This window comes from Kribbella sp. CA-253562, from assembly GCF_050942265.1.
GTDB lineage: Bacteria > Actinomycetota > Actinomycetes > Propionibacteriales > Kribbellaceae > Kribbella.
In genome coordinates this window covers 8,127,615-8,143,360 of record NZ_CP192049.1, presented here as the reverse complement: position 1 = coordinate 8,143,360, position 15,746 = coordinate 8,127,615, and the positions used below count along the sequence as shown (strand labels likewise).

The 15,746-nt window shown below is 70.4% G+C and carries 16 protein-coding genes and 1 pseudogene; 7 read left to right on the top strand and 10 right to left on the bottom strand.

All coding sequences use genetic code 11. The annotated features are described in order from the left end of the window. The first annotated feature begins 46 nt into the window (after positions 1 to 46). Positions 47 to 580 carry a GNAT family N-acetyltransferase gene (locus tag ACQPXM_RS38785; RefSeq protein ID WP_432942968.1) on the top strand — a complete coding sequence of 178 codons (534 nt, stop codon included), beginning with the start codon at positions 47 to 49 and terminating at the stop codon, positions 578 to 580. Between the two features lie 13 nt (positions 581 to 593). Next, a complete protein-coding gene (locus tag ACQPXM_RS38780) occupies positions 594 to 1,250 on the top strand; it encodes a hypothetical protein (protein WP_432942967.1) in 657 nt (218 codons plus the stop codon). Here ACQPXM_RS38780 and ptsP read toward each other — a convergent pair. The 5 genes and pseudogenes from ptsP to ACQPXM_RS38755 all read right to left on the bottom strand — a co-directional run bounded on the left by ptsP (position 1,235) and on the right by ACQPXM_RS38755 (position 6,039). Continuing rightward, entirely contained in the window at positions 1,235 to 3,193 is a 1,959-nt protein-coding gene (gene ptsP / locus ACQPXM_RS38775; protein WP_432951172.1) for a phosphoenolpyruvate--protein phosphotransferase, read from the bottom strand. The genes ACQPXM_RS38780 and ptsP overlap by 16 nt on opposite strands. Positions 3,194 to 3,259: 66 nt before the next feature. Further along, positions 3,260 to 3,670: pseudogene (gene dhaM, locus ACQPXM_RS38770) on the bottom strand (dihydroxyacetone kinase phosphoryl donor subunit DhaM); the annotation flags it as partial. Positions 3,671 to 3,674: 4 nt separating this feature from the next. Further along, entirely contained in the window at positions 3,675 to 4,295 is a 621-nt protein-coding gene (gene dhaL, locus ACQPXM_RS38765) for a dihydroxyacetone kinase subunit DhaL (protein ID WP_432951170.1), read from the bottom strand. Between the two features lie 2 nt (positions 4,296 to 4,297). Then, a complete protein-coding gene (gene dhaK / locus ACQPXM_RS38760; protein ID WP_432942966.1) occupies positions 4,298 to 5,302 on the bottom strand; it encodes a dihydroxyacetone kinase subunit DhaK in 1,005 nt (334 codons plus the stop codon). A 149-nt stretch (positions 5,303 to 5,451) separates the two neighbouring features. Further along, positions 5,452 to 6,039 carry an RNA polymerase sigma factor gene (locus ACQPXM_RS38755; RefSeq protein ID WP_432942965.1) on the bottom strand — a complete coding sequence of 196 codons (588 nt, stop codon included), beginning with the start codon at positions 6,037 to 6,039 and terminating at the stop codon, positions 5,452 to 5,454. 130 nt (positions 6,040 to 6,169) lie between these two features. Here ACQPXM_RS38755 and ACQPXM_RS38750 point away from each other — a divergent pair, with 130 nt between their 5' ends. Next, complete coding sequence (locus ACQPXM_RS38750) at positions 6,170 to 7,522, top strand: serine/threonine-protein kinase (RefSeq protein ID WP_432942964.1); 1,353 nt, start codon at positions 6,170 to 6,172, stop codon at positions 7,520 to 7,522. 210 nt (positions 7,523 to 7,732) lie between these two features. Here ACQPXM_RS38750 and ACQPXM_RS38745 read toward each other — a convergent pair whose 3' ends face one another. From ACQPXM_RS38745 to ACQPXM_RS38725, 5 genes are all read right to left on the bottom strand, one after another. Next, positions 7,733 to 8,455, bottom strand: coding sequence for a hypothetical protein (locus tag ACQPXM_RS38745; protein ID WP_432942963.1), 723 nt, complete (start codon positions 8,453 to 8,455; stop codon positions 7,733 to 7,735). A 115-nt stretch (positions 8,456 to 8,570) separates the two neighbouring features. After that, positions 8,571 to 9,275: a hypothetical protein gene (locus ACQPXM_RS38740; protein WP_432942962.1), complete on the bottom strand. Its 705-nt coding sequence runs from the start codon at positions 9,273 to 9,275 to the stop codon at positions 8,571 to 8,573. Next, on the bottom strand, positions 9,272 to 9,883 hold the full coding sequence (locus ACQPXM_RS38735; RefSeq protein ID WP_432942961.1) for a transcriptional regulator: 612 nt from the start codon (positions 9,881 to 9,883) through the stop codon (positions 9,272 to 9,274). Before ACQPXM_RS38735 ends, ACQPXM_RS38740 begins: the two co-directional genes overlap by 4 nt. Positions 9,884 to 9,933: 50 nt before the next feature. After that, the gene (locus ACQPXM_RS38730) at positions 9,934 to 11,385 is read right to left on the bottom strand and encodes a family 43 glycosylhydrolase (protein WP_432942960.1); all 1,452 of its coding nucleotides are present in this window, start codon (positions 11,383 to 11,385) and stop codon (positions 9,934 to 9,936) included. Positions 11,386 to 11,482: 97 nt separating this feature from the next. After that, on the bottom strand, positions 11,483 to 12,331 hold the full coding sequence (locus tag ACQPXM_RS38725) for a hypothetical protein (RefSeq protein WP_432942959.1): 849 nt from the start codon (positions 12,329 to 12,331) through the stop codon (positions 11,483 to 11,485). 275 nt (positions 12,332 to 12,606) lie between these two features. Here ACQPXM_RS38725 and ACQPXM_RS38720 point away from each other — a divergent pair, with 275 nt between their 5' ends. The 4 genes from ACQPXM_RS38720 to ACQPXM_RS38705 all read left to right on the top strand — a co-directional run bounded on the left by ACQPXM_RS38720 (position 12,607) and on the right by ACQPXM_RS38705 (position 15,739). Further along, positions 12,607 to 12,840: a hypothetical protein gene (locus ACQPXM_RS38720; protein ID WP_432942958.1), complete on the top strand. Its 234-nt coding sequence runs from the start codon at positions 12,607 to 12,609 to the stop codon at positions 12,838 to 12,840. Positions 12,841 to 12,903: 63 nt separating this feature from the next. After that, positions 12,904 to 14,331, top strand: coding sequence for an FGGY-family carbohydrate kinase (locus ACQPXM_RS38715; RefSeq protein ID WP_432942957.1), 1,428 nt, complete (start codon positions 12,904 to 12,906; stop codon positions 14,329 to 14,331). Then, positions 14,328 to 14,948 carry a histidine phosphatase family protein gene (locus ACQPXM_RS38710; protein ID WP_432942956.1) on the top strand — a complete coding sequence of 207 codons (621 nt, stop codon included), beginning with the start codon at positions 14,328 to 14,330 and terminating at the stop codon, positions 14,946 to 14,948. The genes ACQPXM_RS38715 and ACQPXM_RS38710 overlap by 4 nt, the downstream gene beginning before the upstream one ends. Next, entirely contained in the window at positions 14,945 to 15,739 is a 795-nt protein-coding gene (locus ACQPXM_RS38705) for a DeoR/GlpR family DNA-binding transcription regulator (RefSeq protein WP_432942955.1), read from the top strand. The genes ACQPXM_RS38710 and ACQPXM_RS38705 overlap by 4 nt, the downstream gene beginning before the upstream one ends. Positions 15,740 to 15,746 lie beyond the last annotated feature (7 nt).

The window sequence follows — 15,746 nt, the reverse complement described above, 5'->3', positions numbered from 1 at the left end:
CTCTCCCGGTAGAGCTGGTCGGCACCGGCTGAAATAGCCTGACGGCGTGATCCCTGTTCAACGGCCGGCGGTGCCCGGCGACGCCGGTGCGATCGCCGAGCTGATGCGTGCTTCGGTCGTCGAGCTGTTCCCGGCGTACTACGACGAGCGGCAGACGGCGAGTGCGGCGGTGCACATCGCGGCGCTGGATCTCGCGCTGATCGAGGACGGCACGTACTACGTGCACGAAGCCGCCGGTGAGATCGTCGCATGTGGTGGCTGGAGCCGGCGCAACAAGCTCTACAACGGGACCGACGCCGGTGCGGACGCGCGGCTGCTCGACCCCGCGACAGAGCCGGCCCGGATCCGGGCCATGTTCGTCCGGGCCGACTGGACCCGGCGTGGGCTGGGCCGGGCCATCTTGACCGCCTGCGTGGACGCCGCGCGGGCGGAGGGGTTCACTCAGCTCGCGCTGATGGCCACACTGCCCGGCGTACCGCTGTACAAGTCTTTCGGCTTCACCGAGCTCGGTGCGGAGAAGCTCACCATGCCTGACGGCGTCGTCCTGGACGGCGTCGCGATGCAACGGTCCGTCGACTGATCGGAGATCCATCATGACCGCTGGAACCACCGTGCTCGCGCCCGACGGCACCGAGGTCGTGCTCGGCGAGATCGGCACCCGGGTGCTGCTGGAGAACCCCCGGGTCCGGGTCTGGGAGGTCGCGCTCGACCCGGGCGAGGCGCAGGGCTGGCACCTGCACCACAACCCGTACGTCGTGCTGTGCCTGTCCACGTCGCCCTGCCACATGGACTGGCTCGACGGCAGCCCGGCCCGGCAGCTCAGCGAGACGGTCGGCGGCTCGGTCTACCGTCCGGTGTCGCCGGTGCACATGCTCACCAACGACGGCGACGCACCGTACCGGAACCGGCTGATCGAGGTGCTGGACCTGGGCGAGGAGGCCTCCGGTGCGCCGTACGACGTACCGGAGGGTGTTGCCGCCGACAGCGGCTTCGCCGAGGTCGGGGAGGTCCCGGCGAAGGTCGTCGTCGACGAGGACGACGTACGCGTCCAGCACGTGACGCCCGACGCAGGGGACTCCTACACCTGGCGCACCGGTGCCTACCCGGCGCTGGTGGTCGACCTGGACCTGGAGACCGAGCCGCTGAGCGGTCTGGTCTACCTGGAACCGGGGGAGTCGTACACGCTCCCCGCCAAGCCCACTCGGACCTCCGGCTACAACCTGGTCGAGCTGCGCTACTTCAGCCGCTGACGGACGGCTGCTGCGCTGTCCAGGGTCAGTGCGGTCGCTGCCGCCATCGCTGCGTCGACCGCGCTGACCTGACGGAGCTTCGCCTTCACCAGCGGGACCTGCGGCCCGACCGCACTGAGCTCCTGCACGCCCAGCCCCACCAGCAGCGTCGCAGCGAGCGGATCGCTCGCCAGGTCTCCACACACGGCGACATGCACGCCCAGCGGGACCTGACGTACGACGCGATCGATCAGCCGCAGTACGGCGGGATCCAAGCCGTCGGCAAGTGCCGCGACGGTCGTGTTCGTCCGGTCGGCAGCGGTCGTGTACTGCGTCAGGTCGTTGGTCCCGATGCTGACGAAGTCGAGCCCGGCGGCCAGCGTCTCGATCCGGAGCGCCGCTGCGGGCACCTCCACCATGATCCCGACCTTCAGCCCGTCCGGTCGCGGTCCGAGCTGCTGGAGCGCCCAGGCGACCTCCTCGGCCGTCGTCACCATCGGGAACATCACCTGCACAGGGGTTTCCGCCGCGACCTCGCGGATCGCCGCCAGTTGCGTCGCCAGCAGCTCGGGCCGGCGACGGAACGTGCGCAGGCCACGGTCGCCGAGGAACGGGTTCGCCTCGGCGTCCTGCGGAAGGAACCGCATCGGCTTGTCGCCGCCGACGTCCCAGGTCCGGATCGTGATCGGCTTGCCGCCCAGCGCGGCCGCGATCTCCCGGTACGCCGCCGCCTGCTCGGCCGCGGTCGGCGGCGTCCCCCGGTCTCCGAACAGCACCTCGGTCCGCACCAGCCCCGATCCGTCCGCGCCGCGCGCGTCCCGCGCGTCCTGCACCGAGCCGACGTTGACCATCACCGGGATCGTCCGCCCGTCGAGCGTCGTCGCGGGCTCGTCGACGGCGGCCAGAGCCACGTCCCGCTCGCCCGTCCGCTCCCGGATCGTCAGCTCGAACGCGTGCCGGTCCGGCTCGACCACGAACGACCCGGTCCGCGCGTCGAAGCCCACCGTCGTACCGTCGCTGACGGCGACGTCCCCGATCCCGGTGATCAACGGGATGCCTCGCGAGCGCGCGACGATCACCCCGTGCCCGGTCGTGCCCGCTGCCCGGACGGCGATCCCGGCCACGCGATCGCCGTCGACGGACGCCGCGGTGGCCGCGTCGAGCTCCGGTACGACGAGGATGCTGCCCGCGGCCGGTTCGACGGGTTCCGCGGCGCCGGTGAGGGCACGGAGCACCCGGTTGCGCACGCTGCGGACGTCCTGCGCGCGTTCGCGCTGGTACGGATCGTCGAGGCCGTCGAAGGTCTCCGCCAGCGAGTCCAGCGCCTGCTTCCAGGCCGTCGCCGCATCGATGCCTTGGGCAACTGATCGGAACACCGGGTCGAGCACGGCCACGTCACCGAGCAGACCGGCCTGCGCGTCGAAGATCGCGGCCTCACCGACCCCCAGCCGCCCGGCGGTAGCGTCCCGAAGTCTGAGCAACTGCTCCTCGGCAGCCTGCCGGGCCTGTCCGGCACGCTCGCGTTCGACCTCGTGGTCACCGGGCACATACCCGCTCAGATCCACGTCACGGCCGACGACGGCGGCCGGCCCGACGGCCACATCCAACCCCGAGCCACCGGCAAGGGGCGCGACGGCTGCTTCGCCACCGTTCGCAGCAAGTGCTACGCCGCCTGCGGCCCCGCCTGGTTGGGCACTCTGCGCCGCATCGACCACGTCGTCGAAGTCGCGATCCGCCAGCTCCCGGATCGCCTCCAGCGCCTGCGCCGCCTGCGGACCGCTCGCGGCGAACTCCAGCCGATGGTTCTGCTGCGCGTTCAGCGTCGCCACCCGGCTCAGACTGCCCGCGTCCACCGGACCGTGCCCGGTGTCCAGGTCGTACACCGTCACCTTCGCGTCGAACCGCTGCACCAACCCGACCAGCTTCGCCGCCGGCCGCGCGTGCAACCCGTGCTCGATCCGCACCGCGACTTCCAGCTTCTGCTGCTCGCCGCCGCTGCCGTCGGTCTCGGCGACCGCATCCTCCGCCGCCGCGTCACCCAGATGCTCCTGCTTACCCGCCAGCCCTCGACCGGCCTCCGCGACAACAGCCTCCATCGACGCTCCGGTCGACGCCGTCACAACCGCAGCGACCAGACCCTCGACCAGCGGCGCACTCGACAGGACGACCCGCTCCGCAGTCTCGGGATCGACGAACTCCAGCGCCATCTCAGCGCTCAGCACCGCGCTGCCCAGATCCAGCAGCACCAGTACGCCGTCCGGGCCGTCCGCCGCAGCGATCGCCTCGGCCACCGCGGCAGCGTCCGTGCCGAAGGTCGTCTCGTCCAGCCCGGCCGCCACCGCGATCACCGGACGGTTGTCGGCGGCAACCATTTCCGACGCCAGCCCGACCGCGGCCTCGGCCAGGGCGCGGCTGTGCGACACCACCACGATCCCGATCACGGGATCAGCCCAGCGTGCGTGCGGCCGACTCCAGCAACAGCGTCGTACTGGTCGCTCCCGGATCCTGGTGACCCGCGCTGCGCTCGCCCAGATAGCTCGCGCGTCCCTTCCGGGCGACCAGCGGCACGGTCTCGTCCCGCCCCTTGGCCGCAGCCTCCGCCGCCGCGACCAGCGCACCGCGCAGATCCGACCCGCCCGCAACCGCCTCGTCGTACGCCGTCAGCGCCGGCGCCCACGCGTCGTACATGGTCTTGTCGCCCAGCTCCGCCTTGCCGCGGGCCAGGATCCCGCCGACGCCGGCCTTCAGCGCCTCGCCGACGGTTTCGGCCGTCACCTCGGCGCCGGCCAGCGCCGTACCGAAGCGCAGGAAGAACGTGCCGTACAACGGTCCGCTGGCGCCACCGACCTTGCTGACCAGCGTCATCCCGGCCTTCTTCAGCAGCTCGTCGACCGCGTCGAAGCTGGTCTCGTCCAGCACCGCGACGACCGCCTGGAAGCCGCGGTCCATGTTGCTGCCGTGGTCCGCGTCGCCGATCGCCGAGTCGAGCTCGGTCAGGTACGCCGCGTTGTCGTGCAGCGTGCTCGCCAGGTCCCGCAGCCAGTTCGCGAAGTTCTCGACAGCCATGCTCACGCGCCCCAGCGTAGGCCGGGGGTGTTCACGGGCGCGTCCCAGAGCCGTACCAGGTCGTCGTCCACCTTGAGCAGCGTGACCGAGCAGCCGGCCATCTCCAGCGAGGTGATGTAGTTGCCGACCAGCGAACGGGCGACCGTGATGCCGGCCGCGTCGAGCAGCTGGCGGACCTCGTTGTACATCAGGTACAGCTCGATCAGCGGCGTACCGCCCATACCGTTGACGAAGGCAATCACCGAGTCGCCTCGGCTGTAGGGCAGGTCCTGCAGCACCGGATCGACCAGCAGCGCGGCGACGTCCTTGGCCGGGGCCAGCGGCAACCGTTGCCGGCCGGGCTCGCCGTGGATGCCGATGCCGACCTCCATCTCGTTCTCGGCCAGCTCGAACGTCGGTTTGCCCGCGGCCGGCACCGTGCACGAAGTGAGCGCCATGCCCATGCTGCGGCCGTTGCCGTTCACTTTCTTGGCCAGGTCGGCGACCTCCTGCAGCGACCGGCCCTGCTCGGCGGCGGCGCCGACGATCTTCTCCAGCAGCACCGTCACGCCGACACCACGCCGGCCGGCGGTGTAGAGGCTGTCCTGGACCGCGACGTCGTCGTCGGTCACCACCGACAGCACCTCGGTGCCGGCCTCGGCCGCGGCCAGCTCGGCGGCCATCTCGAAGTTCATCACGTCGCCGGTGTAGTTCTTCACGATGTGCAGGACGCCGGCGCCGGCGTCGACCTCCTTGGTCGCCGCCATCATCTGGTCCGGCACCGGGGAGGTGAACACCTCACCCGCGCAGGCGGCGTCCAGCATGCCCAGCCCGACGAACCCGCCGTGCATCGGCTCGTGCCCCGACCCACCGCCCGAGATCAGACCGACCTTCCCGCTGCGAGGTGCGTCCTTGCGATAGACGATCCGGTTCTCGTGGTCGACCCGCACGTGGTCGGGATGCGCGAGCGCCAGCCCGCGCAGCGCTTCACTCACGACATCGGCAGGGTCGTTGATGAGCTTCTTCATGCCCCCCATCTGAGCACACCGGACGCCGCGGCGGGAGTCCCCGACGGTGGGTCCGGGGTAGAACGTTCAAAACGAAAAAACGCCCCGGCAGCTGTGCCCGTCCGGGCAGGTCTGGGGGCAGTGGTGCGGCGGGCGGAGGCCCGCCGCGGTCAGTCCTTCGGCCGCAGCAGCGGGCGGACGACCTCACGGGCGTCGTGGATGCGGGACTTCACCGTGCCGAGCGGAGCGCCGACCTCGGCCGCGATCTCCTCGTACGACAGGCCGTAGACGTCGCGCAGCACCAGCGGCGTGACCATCTGCGGGCGGGACTTCTCCAGCGTCTCCAGGGCCTCGAGCAGGTCCAGGCGGGTCCCGGCGATCACGCTGGTGGTGCGCGGATCCGGCTTGTCCATCGTGTCCGGGTTGTGCGCCGCCTGCGCGGTCCGCTTCAGCTTGCGGTACGTCGATCGCGCCGAGTTGGCCGCGACCGAGTGCACCCAGGTGGAGAAGCTGCTCCGGCCCGAGTAGCTGTTGATCTTGGTGGCGATGTTGAGCAGGGCCTCCTGCGCGGCGTCCTCGGCGTCGGCGGAGTACGGCAGTACGCTGCGGCAGATCCGCAGTACCCGAGGGTGAACCAGGCGCAGCAGGTCGTCCAGCGCGTTCTTGTCGCCGGCCTGGGCGCGCTCGGCCAGGACTCCGAGGTCGTCGGTCGGGCTGCTGCTGTCGCTCATCTGCGCCTTGTCTGCTCGAATCGCCATGGCCGTACTTGTGGTGGGGCCCGTGGCGGGCTGGTCGTGGCTCACTGTGACCTCACGGTGGGCCTGGTTGTCAACCGGGTTGTTCACCGGCCCGGAAGCACGGAACTCCCAGTGATCCATAATGCCTTGTATGGGGGTCCCATCCAGACTAGGCCGGTACGTCGTGCGCCGACGCCTGGGCTCAGGCGGTTTCGCGACGGTGTGGCTGGCTCACGACGAGCAGCTGGACGCCGAGGTCGCGGTCAAGGTGCTGGCCGAGAACTGGGCCCACGACGACGCGGTCCGGCGGCGGTTTTTGGAGGAGGGCCGGTTCCTGCGCCGGGTCGAGTCCGAGCACGTCGTCCAGGTCCACGACGTCGGTGAGCTGGAGGACGGACGCCCCTTCCTGGTGCTGACCTATGCCGACCGCGGCACGCTCGCCGATCGGCTGAAGAAGGAGCCGCTCGCGTTGGGCAACGCCGTCAACGTCGTCGTCCAGGTCGGGCGCGGCCTGCAAGCACTGCACCGGCGCGGGTTGCTGCACCGCGACGTGAAGCCCGCGAACGTCCTGTTCCGCAGTACCGACGAGGGCGAACGGGCCGTGCTGTCCGATCTCGGACTGGGCAAGTCGCTCGACGAGGTCTCCCGGATCACCATGCCCGGCGGTACTCCGTCGTACGTCGCGCCCGAGCAGGCGATGGGCGAACGCCTCGACGAACGCGCCGACCAGTACTCGCTGGGCGCCGTCGCGTACGCCGCCTTGACCGGCCGCTCCCCGCACCAGGTCGACGGCCTCGGCGCGGCCGGCCGCGTGCACGCCCCGGCGCCGCCGAGCAGCCTGGGGTTCGCCATCCCCGACAAGATCGACGAGGCCATCGTCCGGGCGCTCGATCCCGACCGCGCCAACCGCTGGCCCGACGTCGCGGCGTTCACCCGTGAGCTGGTCGGCGCGCTCGACGAGACCACGCACGGGTTCGTCCCGCAGTCAGTCGCCGGTCATGCGACGCAGCAGGTCTCGGTCGATCGCCCGGCCGTCGACAGTCCGACCGAGCGCCCGCCGTCGGAGGCACCCACCGAGTTGCCGTCGGCGGAGGCTGTCACCGCACCCGTTGCCGTCGGCGCCGACCCCGAGCCGACCGCCCCGAGCGACGCCAACGCGCCGACGCTGCTGAAGCCGGGGGAAGAGGCCGGCTCGGACGCAGGTGCTGCCAAGACGCAGTCCCCTCGGGCCGACTCGGTACAGACAAGCGGGGAGTCCTCGGCTGGTGCGTCCCCGGGAACCGGCGCGGCTTCGATCGCGCCGCTGGCGTCGATCGCCGCCCCTGCAAACGACGCTGCTGCCTCGGGCAAGCCCGCCAAGACCGGGCGGCGCCGCGGACGCTGGATGATCGCGGCCGTGCTGGCCCTGCTGCTCGGGGGCGCCGCGGGTTTCAGCTACCAGCGCTACGTGGAGCCCCGGACGATGGGCGAGTTGCCCGCGCACAGCACCGTCCAACGCAACTGATTCGTAAACTTTGGCGTCAGGGGGATTTCACAGAGCGCGTCCGGCCGCCTACTCTGCTGCGGCCCCCGTTTCACCGCGCCGCTGAGGAGTTCCCCCGTGCGGGATGTTTTCGACCGGCTTCTGCCGTCGCCAGCCCTGGTTCAGTCGAGTCGTCGCCGGTTCTACCGGCTGCGCTCGGTCGTCTTCCGCACCATTTGGCCGGTCGACGCGTCATGACTCCGAGTCGCTGCGGGTGACGGTGTCCGAGGCCCGTTCGAGCACTGCCCAGGTCGCGTCCTTGTCCTGAATCAGCCCGCTCGAGCTGATCTCGACCGCGGTGTTCCCGGAGTCGTCGAGCGCGACCCAGCGAACCACGACGTACCGCAAGGCCTGCGGGCGGGCGTTCGTGCGGGTCGGGATGAAGGTGTAGGTCAGCGTGGCTGTCCGTCCGTCCTCGGCGACCTTCTTGCTCAGGATCTGCAGATCCTCGCGGCGCGGCGTGTTCGCGAGCACCAGGACCCGCTGTTCCATCGACGCCCGCGGCGAACGCTCGATGGTGAAGCCGGCCTCGATGCGCACGTATCGTCGTCCGGCCGGGTCGGTGTAGCGGACCTCCTTCGGCGGGTCCGGCTGGGTCATTCCCCAGTTCCTCGGCACCTCGGCCGTCACCCGGGACCGCACCGTTTGTTCCGCGACGAACTCCCGTTCCTTGTACCGCAGCTCGCCGCGCCGCAGCGCGGGCGTCGGATCCGGTTCGGCGGTGTTCAGCGGCTCGACCGGCGTCGGCGTACCGGCGCCTTCGCCAGGATGCAACGGCGCCGCGGAACCACTCGGCTGCGCCTTCGGTTGGGTCAGATGCCCGATGCCGTACCCACCGGCACCGCCGGCCAGCGTGATCACGACCAGCCCAGCACTCAGCAGCACCGCTCCGGCCCGTCGCCCGGCCACGGGCATCCCTCCTCCCCAGCTCGGCCCCCGTTGGCTCTTGGACACCGTAAACCGGTGAAAGGTTCGCCCTCGCACGGCCGGTCTTGCCGCGTGACCGACGCGACGCGCGGGCCTGCCGCGGTCAGCCGGTCTCGTGGACCGACCGGGACGCCTCGAGCGCCACCGCGTTCAGTCCCGCGGCGTCCTGCGGCAGCCCGGTGATGCTCATCTCCACCGTCGCGAGGTCGTCCCCGCCGGTCGCGATCCAGCGCACGTTGACGTAGCGCAGGGTCTTGATCGGTATGTAGGTGTAGATCAACGTGGAGACCGTACGGACCTCGCCGTTCGCCTCGAGCTGCTCGTCGGTCTGCGACAGGATCTTCAGGTCGTTCTCGTACGGCTGGCTCGCCTTCAGGCCGGCCACCAGCTTGTTCATCGAGTCGGTGGGGGACAGCTGGTCCGGCAGCGCGGACTCGACGCGAATGGCGCGCTCGCGTTTCGGATCGAGGAACTTCACCTCGCGCGGCATCTTGGGGTCCCGGGTCAGCTGCCAGCCGCGCGGGACCCGGATCGACAGCCGGACCGGCGCACCGGACTCGTCGCGGATCGTGAAGATCTGGGTCCGGAAGGTCAGGTCGCCGGCTTTCAGTGCCGGCACCGGATTCGGCTCGGGCGTCTTCCGCGGCAGCGAGGGATCTGCGGCCGGTGGCGAGTCGTCGCCCGTCGGGTAGTTGCCGTTCGCGTTCGCGGTCGTCGCGGAGTCGGTCAGGTCGCCGACGACATAGCCGCCGACACCTCCGATCACCGCGAGCAGTACGACGCCGCTCGCGAGAACTGCGGTCTTCACCCGTGCACCAGATCCCAGAACGCGAGCTCGAACCGCACCACCCGGTCGAAGCCGAGCTCCATCGCGGGCGTCAGCGCTTCGCGGTCCACCAGCGCGGCCAGCTCGTCGACGTACGCGGCGAACTCCGGGGAGGACCAGTTCGCGATGAATCCCGCGTACGGCGTCTCCGGACCGGTCCGGTCGCGGACCGAGGCCCAGGCGTCGTAGTAGGCCTTCTCGACGGCGTACAGCACGGTGATCGCGACCGGCCAGCCCTCACGCACCGTGCCGAGCAGGTACGCCGAGTAGCCGACGTTCAGCAGGGACGGCTCGACGGCCAGGTCGATTCCGCGTTCCGCGGCGGCCTTCTCGAACAGGGCGAGCTCCGGAACGAGTGCGGCGATTCCGTTGGCCAGGACCGCGCGGGCCTCGTCGTCGGGGGCGATCGAGCTCAGCTCCCGCAGGTAGACCTGGAACGACCGGACGAAGTAGTAGTCCTCGGTCAGCCAGCGGTCGAAGGTCTCCCGGGGCAGCGAGCCGTCGGACGTCCGGAGCACGAACGGATGCGCGAGGATCCGCTGCCAGGCGGAGCTCTGCCCGTTCACCAGTTCCTGTGCCGTCTCACCCACCTGACCATTCTGTCATCCGCCCACGACAGCAGGGGGCCGCCTGCCGACGGTCAGTACACCTCGATCCGGTCCACGCTGACCTGGGTGCTGGTGGAGGCCGGGTTCTTCTCGCCGGTGACCCGGATCCGCAGCGTGTGCGGCCCGGCCGGCAGCGTTGGGCTGACGTAGGTGAGCTGCTCACCGACCCGGATCGAGCTGTAGTAGTCGACCCGCTGTTCCGGGCCGCCGTCGATCGAGATCGCCGCGATGCCGTTACCGCGGTCGACGACGCTGAGCAACGCGACCTTCGTCCCGGTGAACCGGATCGTGGCCGACGCTCCTGCGATGCCGGTCCAGTGGTCGTTGCCCCAGAAGCACTGGTTGCCGCAGCCGGAGCCGGAATTCCAAGTGCCGGCGTACTCGACCTGGTTCTGGCCGGTGCCGAGGTCGAAGTCGTTGATCACCGAGGTGGCTGCGCCGGGGTCGCCGGAGGGCAATTGCTGCGTCGCGCCGGCCGCGAGCGGGCTGCCGAGATTCGGTGAGCCGTCGGCGTTCCAGCTGATCTTCTGCACCCGGGAGGTGCGGAACGCGTACGTGTAGGTGCTGGTGTTCTTGCCGTGGTAGGCGATCCAGTCCTGCGTGCCGTCCGGCGAGGTGAAGAACGAATGGTGCCCGGGGCCCCAGACGCCGGTCGTGTCGTTGCGGGAGAAGATCGGGCCGGGGTGCTGCACCCAGTTCGCCGCGACCATCGGGTCGGCGCCGTTCGCGATGCTCTTCATCCACAGCTGGTAGTCCGGTTTGCCGGTGTCGCAGGTCGAGTACGTCAGCCAGGTCCGCCCGTTGCGGTACAGCGGTGTCGGGCCTTCGCGCACCTCGGTGCAGCCGCCGCTCGCTGGGATCGCGACCCGGTTGCCGGTCGCCGTCCAGGGGTTGCTCATCCGCACGATGTAGAGCTGCGCCGGTCCGCCCTGACCGCGTCCCGGGCCGGACCAGACGAAGTACTGCTGGCCGTTGTGCGTGATCGGTTCGCCGTCGATCGCGTACTCGCCGAAGTCCGCGATCTTCGCCTTGAACGTGTACGGCCCGAGCGGGTCGTCGCCGGCCGACTCCAGCACGTACATGCGATGGTTCGCGTCGACGCCGTCGGAAGCGGTGTAGTAGATGTACCAGCGGTTCCCGACGTGCCGGAACGCCGGCGCCCACATCTGCGTGTTCCGGCTCGGGTCGCTGTCGCGGAAGACCACGGTCTCCGGCGCGACCAGCAGCGTGGCCAGACTGGGTGACGACCAGATGCCGATGTGGTCGCCGGTGGTGGTCGCGACGTAGTACCTGCCGTTGTGCCAGATCATCGACGGATCGGCGCCGGCGTTGACCGGGTTGCGGAAGGTCTGTGCCATCACTTTCTCCGTCCTGGCAGGAGATCCGGGCAGGTCCGGCGGTACGGCGGCGGAGGCGAGCACTGCGGAGCCGGCGACCAGCAGTGTGGTCAGGGCGGACGTGAGCAGCGGGCGGGCGAACCTCATGGCGGACCCCTTCGTGGGCGGACGGTACGGATCCCTGGCCCAGTCCTACAACGTTGCAGCGGCGGCCGGAACCCTTCGCACCCAGATCGAAAAGTGGTCACTCACCGTAGGCGGCGGGCCGGTCCGGAGCGGACTGCGCGTTGGCCGCCCAGAATCTGTTGCGCAGGGCAACCATGGTCGCGGCCAGCAGTTCGGCGCGCGGGGCGACCAGCTCGTCGTCGAGCAGCCGGGTGTCGCCGGCGGTCTCGAACTCGCGGGCACTGGCGGCGACCAGGTTCAGCAGTTCGGTGTTGCTGCGCAGTGTCAGCCGCTGCAGTGCGATCCGGTGTGCGGCGCCACCGCGCAGGCCGAGCAGCAGTCGCTCGCCGAGCAGGATCTCGGCCCACGCCTCGGCGAGCTGGTGCGACAGTCCGCCGGTGCCCAGCCAGGGCCGGACCGCCGGAGCAAGTCGTTGCTGATAGCCCGCAAGCCAGGGCGAGCAGTCGGCCTCGATCGCCGCGGTCGTGAAGTACGCCGGAGTGGAGCCGTCACCGACCATCGCCCGCAGCATCGCGACTTTGTCCCGCACTCCGGCGAAGCGCGGCGTCCCGGCGAACAGGTCCAGGTCGTACTCGACCAGGACTCCCAGGCTGCGCAGCACCTGAACGGCGAGGATGAGTTCGCGGACCCGGGCCGGCTCTCCGGGAATGCCGTTCAGCGTGACGTGGACGAGGAACAGCCCACTGTCCCGGAGTTGCCGGAAGTTGGCGGTCGTCACGTCGGTCGCCGTACAGGTCGTGCTCCACAGGACCTGGCCGAGCAGGCCGTCGTCGGTGAGTTGGGTGACGGCGTCGGAGCCGAACGGGCGTCCCGGACGTGCGCGTGCGCAGCGCAGCTTCAGCAGGGTCGCGCCGCCGGTCCGGCCGGTGAACCGGTGTGGCAGCACGACACTCTGATCAGTATCCATGGTCCCCCCACCGACGCCGATCGTCTGACTTCACCGTCCGTCGGTCCGCCGGGGATGTCAACCCTCCGTGATCTCGCTGCGCAGCGTGACACTCGGTGGCTGTCGGCAACAGCACGCAGCGTGGCCGATCGTCACTACCTGTTGAGCTGGGCGTAAGGGGCCGGCAGTCATAAACTTTACGAAGATTTAGGCGTGACGTTCCGACGACGCCGGTCGTTGAGCGGTCAGATACCTCTCACCGATCGGGGTCTCCTGGGGATCCGGAAAGGCCGCCCGTGCATCGCTTCAACTCACCACCCAGCTGGCCCGAGCCGCCGACCGAGTCGTGGCGCCCTCCGATCGGCTGGCAACCCGATCCGGAGTGGCCGGACGCGCCGGCCGGCTGGGGCTTCTGGCTCAACCGGCACGGTCGGCCGGCGAGTGGGCCGATCGGCGCCTTCGGTGCGGTGGATGCGGGCCGTCTCGACGTCGCCACGGCCGACCGGTCGTTGCTGCTGATGCACTGCTGAGGGATCCTCTTATCGCTTCCTGATGTTATGTTACCAACGTAACTAACATCGGGAGGCGGAACTGTGGCGTGGATCGGCCTTGATCTCGGCACGCAGAGCGTGCGCGCCGTACTGGTCGGCGCCGCCGGCGAGGTGCTCGCGCGGGCCGCGCGCCCGCTGACCAGCCACCGCGACGGAGTCCGCCACGAGCAGGACCCGCGGGAGTGGATCACCACCGTCGAACACGTCCTCGCCGAGGTGACACAGGCGTCCGGCGACTCCCATCGCCGGGTGGTTCAGGACGGGACGATCGAGGGCCTGGCGATCTGCTCGACCTCCGGCACGGTCGTCCTGACCGACCGCCAGGGCCGGCCCGCCTCCGCCGCGCTCATGTACGACGACGCCCGCGCCGCCGACCTACTGCCACGGATCGTCGCCGCCGACCCGGAGCGCTGGGCCGCCGCGATGCAGCCGACCTGGGCGCTGCCGAAGATCCTGTGGCTCGACCCCGCCGACGACCAGCTCGTCGCCCACAGCGCGGACGTCGTCGCCGCGGATCTCGCGGGCCATCCGGTCGCGACCGACACCAGCCACGCGTTGAAGACCGGCTACGACCTCGCGGGCAGTTGGCCCGCCGAGGCGTTCGGCAAGCTGGGTCTTCCCGTCAGCACGCTGCCCGAGGTCGTCCTGCCAGGAACCGTCATCGGCGCGGTGTCGAAGGCGAAAGCCGAGCTCACCGGCGTCCCCGCCGGTACGCCGATCGTCGCCGGCATGACCGATGGCTGCGCGGCCCAGATCGCCGCCGGCTCGCTCACCCCCGGCGCCTGGAACTCGGTGCTCGGGACGACGCTCGTGCTCAAGGGCGTCACCAAGGACCTGATTCACGACCCGACCGGCGCGGTCTACAGCCATCGCCATCCCGACGGCGACGGCTGGCTCCCGGGCGGCGCGTCCAACACCGGCGCCGGCGCGCTCACCTCGATGCTGCCCGGCGCGGATCTCGACGCGCTCGACCGGGCCGCGGTCGAACAAGCCCGCCGGACCGGGCCGGTCGATGCCGCGATCTACCCGCTGACCAAGCCGGGGGAGCGATTCCCGTTCGTCGCGCCCGACGCCGTCGGGTTCGAGCTGGGCGACGTCCAGGACGACCTGCATCGCTACCTCGGGGTCCTGCAGGGTGTCGCGTTCGTCGAGCGGCTCGCCTTCGAGCACCTGACCCGGCTCGGCGCCGAGTCGCCGCGATCGGTCGCGCTCACCGGTGGCGCGGTGCGCAGCGAGCACTGGAACCAGTTGCGCGCCGACGTCCTCGGCGTACCGGTCGAGCTGCCGGAGGCCGCTGATCCGGCGTACGGGATGGCTGTGCTGGCGGCGTCCGGCGGTACGTCGGTGGCCGAGACCGCGCGGCGGATGGTCCGGATCAGCCGCCTGATCGAGCCGCGGCCGAGCGAACGTCTCACCGACCTGTACGGCGGTTTCGTGGCCGAGCTGGAGCGCCGGGGGTACCTGCGATGAGGACGACCGTCGTCCTCGCGCGGCACGGGCGGACCGAGTGGCACCACGGGAACCGGTACACCGGATCGACCGACCTGCCGATCGACTCGGTGGGCGTCCAGCAGGCCGAGTTCCTGCGGACCTGGGCGGTCGAGGAGTTCCGGCCGGATGTGCTCTGGTCGTCGCCGATGCTGCGCGCCCGCCAGACCGTCGCACCGACGGCCGAAGCGCTCGGGCTCGACCCCACTGTCGACGCGCGGCTGCGTGAGGTCGACTTCGGATCGGCCGAGGGCAAGATGCTGAGCGAGCTGCCGCCCTCGGTCGGTCAGGCCTTCGAGCTCGATCCGGTCGCGAATCCCTTCCCTGGTGGGGAAAACGTCGCGGACGCGGCCGAGCGGGTGCACCGGGCCTTCGAGGAGATCATTCGGCGGCACGCGGGCAGCGAGGTGCTCGTCGTCGCGCACAACACGCTGATCCGGCTGCTGGTCTGCCGGGTCCTCGGCCTCCCGGTCAAGGACTACCGCAGACTTCTCCCGGCACTCGGCCCCGCGGCGCTGGTGCGCTTGCGAGAGCAGGACGGCACAGTGGGTCTCGAAGCCTTCAACGTCCCCGCACTGCGAACGGAGATCCCGCAATGAACGAGATCGACACCGACACCGAGCTGAGCCGCCCCGCGCGCCGCCAGGCCGAGATCGCGGCGTACGTCGTCCAGCACGGTTCGGTGTCCGCGAACGATCTGGTCGAGGCGTTCGGGGTCAGCGTGATGACCGTGCACCGCGACCTCGACGAGCTCGAGCGCCAGGGCGTCGTCCGCAAGTTCCGCGGCGGGGTGACCGCGCAGCCGACCAGTGTGTTCGAGAGCAACGTCGCCTACCGGCTGAACACCGCGCAGCCGGAGAAGTCCGCGATCGCCCGGCACGCCCGGACGAAGATCGAGCCCGGCATGTCGGTGATGCTCGACGACTCGACCAGCGCGCTGGCCCTGGTCGACCTGCTCGAGGACATCACTCCGTTGACCGTGGCAACGAACTTCCTGCCGGCGATCACCCGGCTGACGCAGCTGCGCGACGTCACCTTGCTGGCCCTCGGGGGCATCTACTCCGCGACGCACGACTCGTTCGGTGGACTGCCGTGCGCGGAGGCCGTCGGCGCTCTGCACACCGATCTACTGTTCTGCAGCGTCTCCGCGGTGTCGCCCACGCACGCCTTCCACCAGGAGCAGGAGATCGTCCTGGTGAAGCAGGCGATGCTCCGGTCGGCGCGGACGAAGGTGCTGCTCGTCGACCACGGCAAGCTCCAGCGCACCGCGCTGCATCGGCTGGCGCCGCTGACCGACTTCGACGTGGTCGTGGTCGACGAGAAGACGCCCGACGACCTGGTCCGCGGCCTGCGCGACCAGGGTGCCACCGTCGAAGTAGCACCACTCTAGGAGGCCG

Coding starts and splice junctions, on each gene's coding strand:
- ACQPXM_RS38780 (WP_432942967.1), top strand. CDS start 594: ATGACCGCTGGAACCACCGTGCTCGCGCCCGACGGCACCGAGGTCGTG.
- dhaL (WP_432951170.1), bottom strand. CDS start 4,295: ATGGCTGTCGAGAACTTCGCGAACTGGCTGCGGGACCTGGCGAGCACG.
- dhaK (WP_432942966.1), bottom strand. CDS start 5,302: ATGAAGAAGCTCATCAACGACCCTGCCGATGTCGTGAGTGAAGCGCTG.
- ACQPXM_RS38755 (WP_432942965.1), bottom strand. CDS start 6,039: ATGGCGATTCGAGCAGACAAGGCGCAGATGAGCGACAGCAGCAGCCCG.
- ACQPXM_RS38750 (WP_432942964.1), top strand. CDS start 6,170: ATGGGGGTCCCATCCAGACTAGGCCGGTACGTCGTGCGCCGACGCCTG.
- ACQPXM_RS38745 (WP_432942963.1), bottom strand. CDS start 8,455: ATGCCCGTGGCCGGGCGACGGGCCGGAGCGGTGCTGCTGAGTGCTGGG.
- ACQPXM_RS38730 (WP_432942960.1), bottom strand. CDS start 11,385: ATGAGGTTCGCCCGCCCGCTGCTCACGTCCGCCCTGACCACACTGCTG.
- ACQPXM_RS38725 (WP_432942959.1), bottom strand. CDS start 12,331: ATGGATACTGATCAGAGTGTCGTGCTGCCACACCGGTTCACCGGCCGG.
- ACQPXM_RS38710 (WP_432942956.1), top strand. CDS start 14,328: ATGAGGACGACCGTCGTCCTCGCGCGGCACGGGCGGACCGAGTGGCAC.
- ACQPXM_RS38705 (WP_432942955.1), top strand. CDS start 14,945: ATGAACGAGATCGACACCGACACCGAGCTGAGCCGCCCCGCGCGCCGC.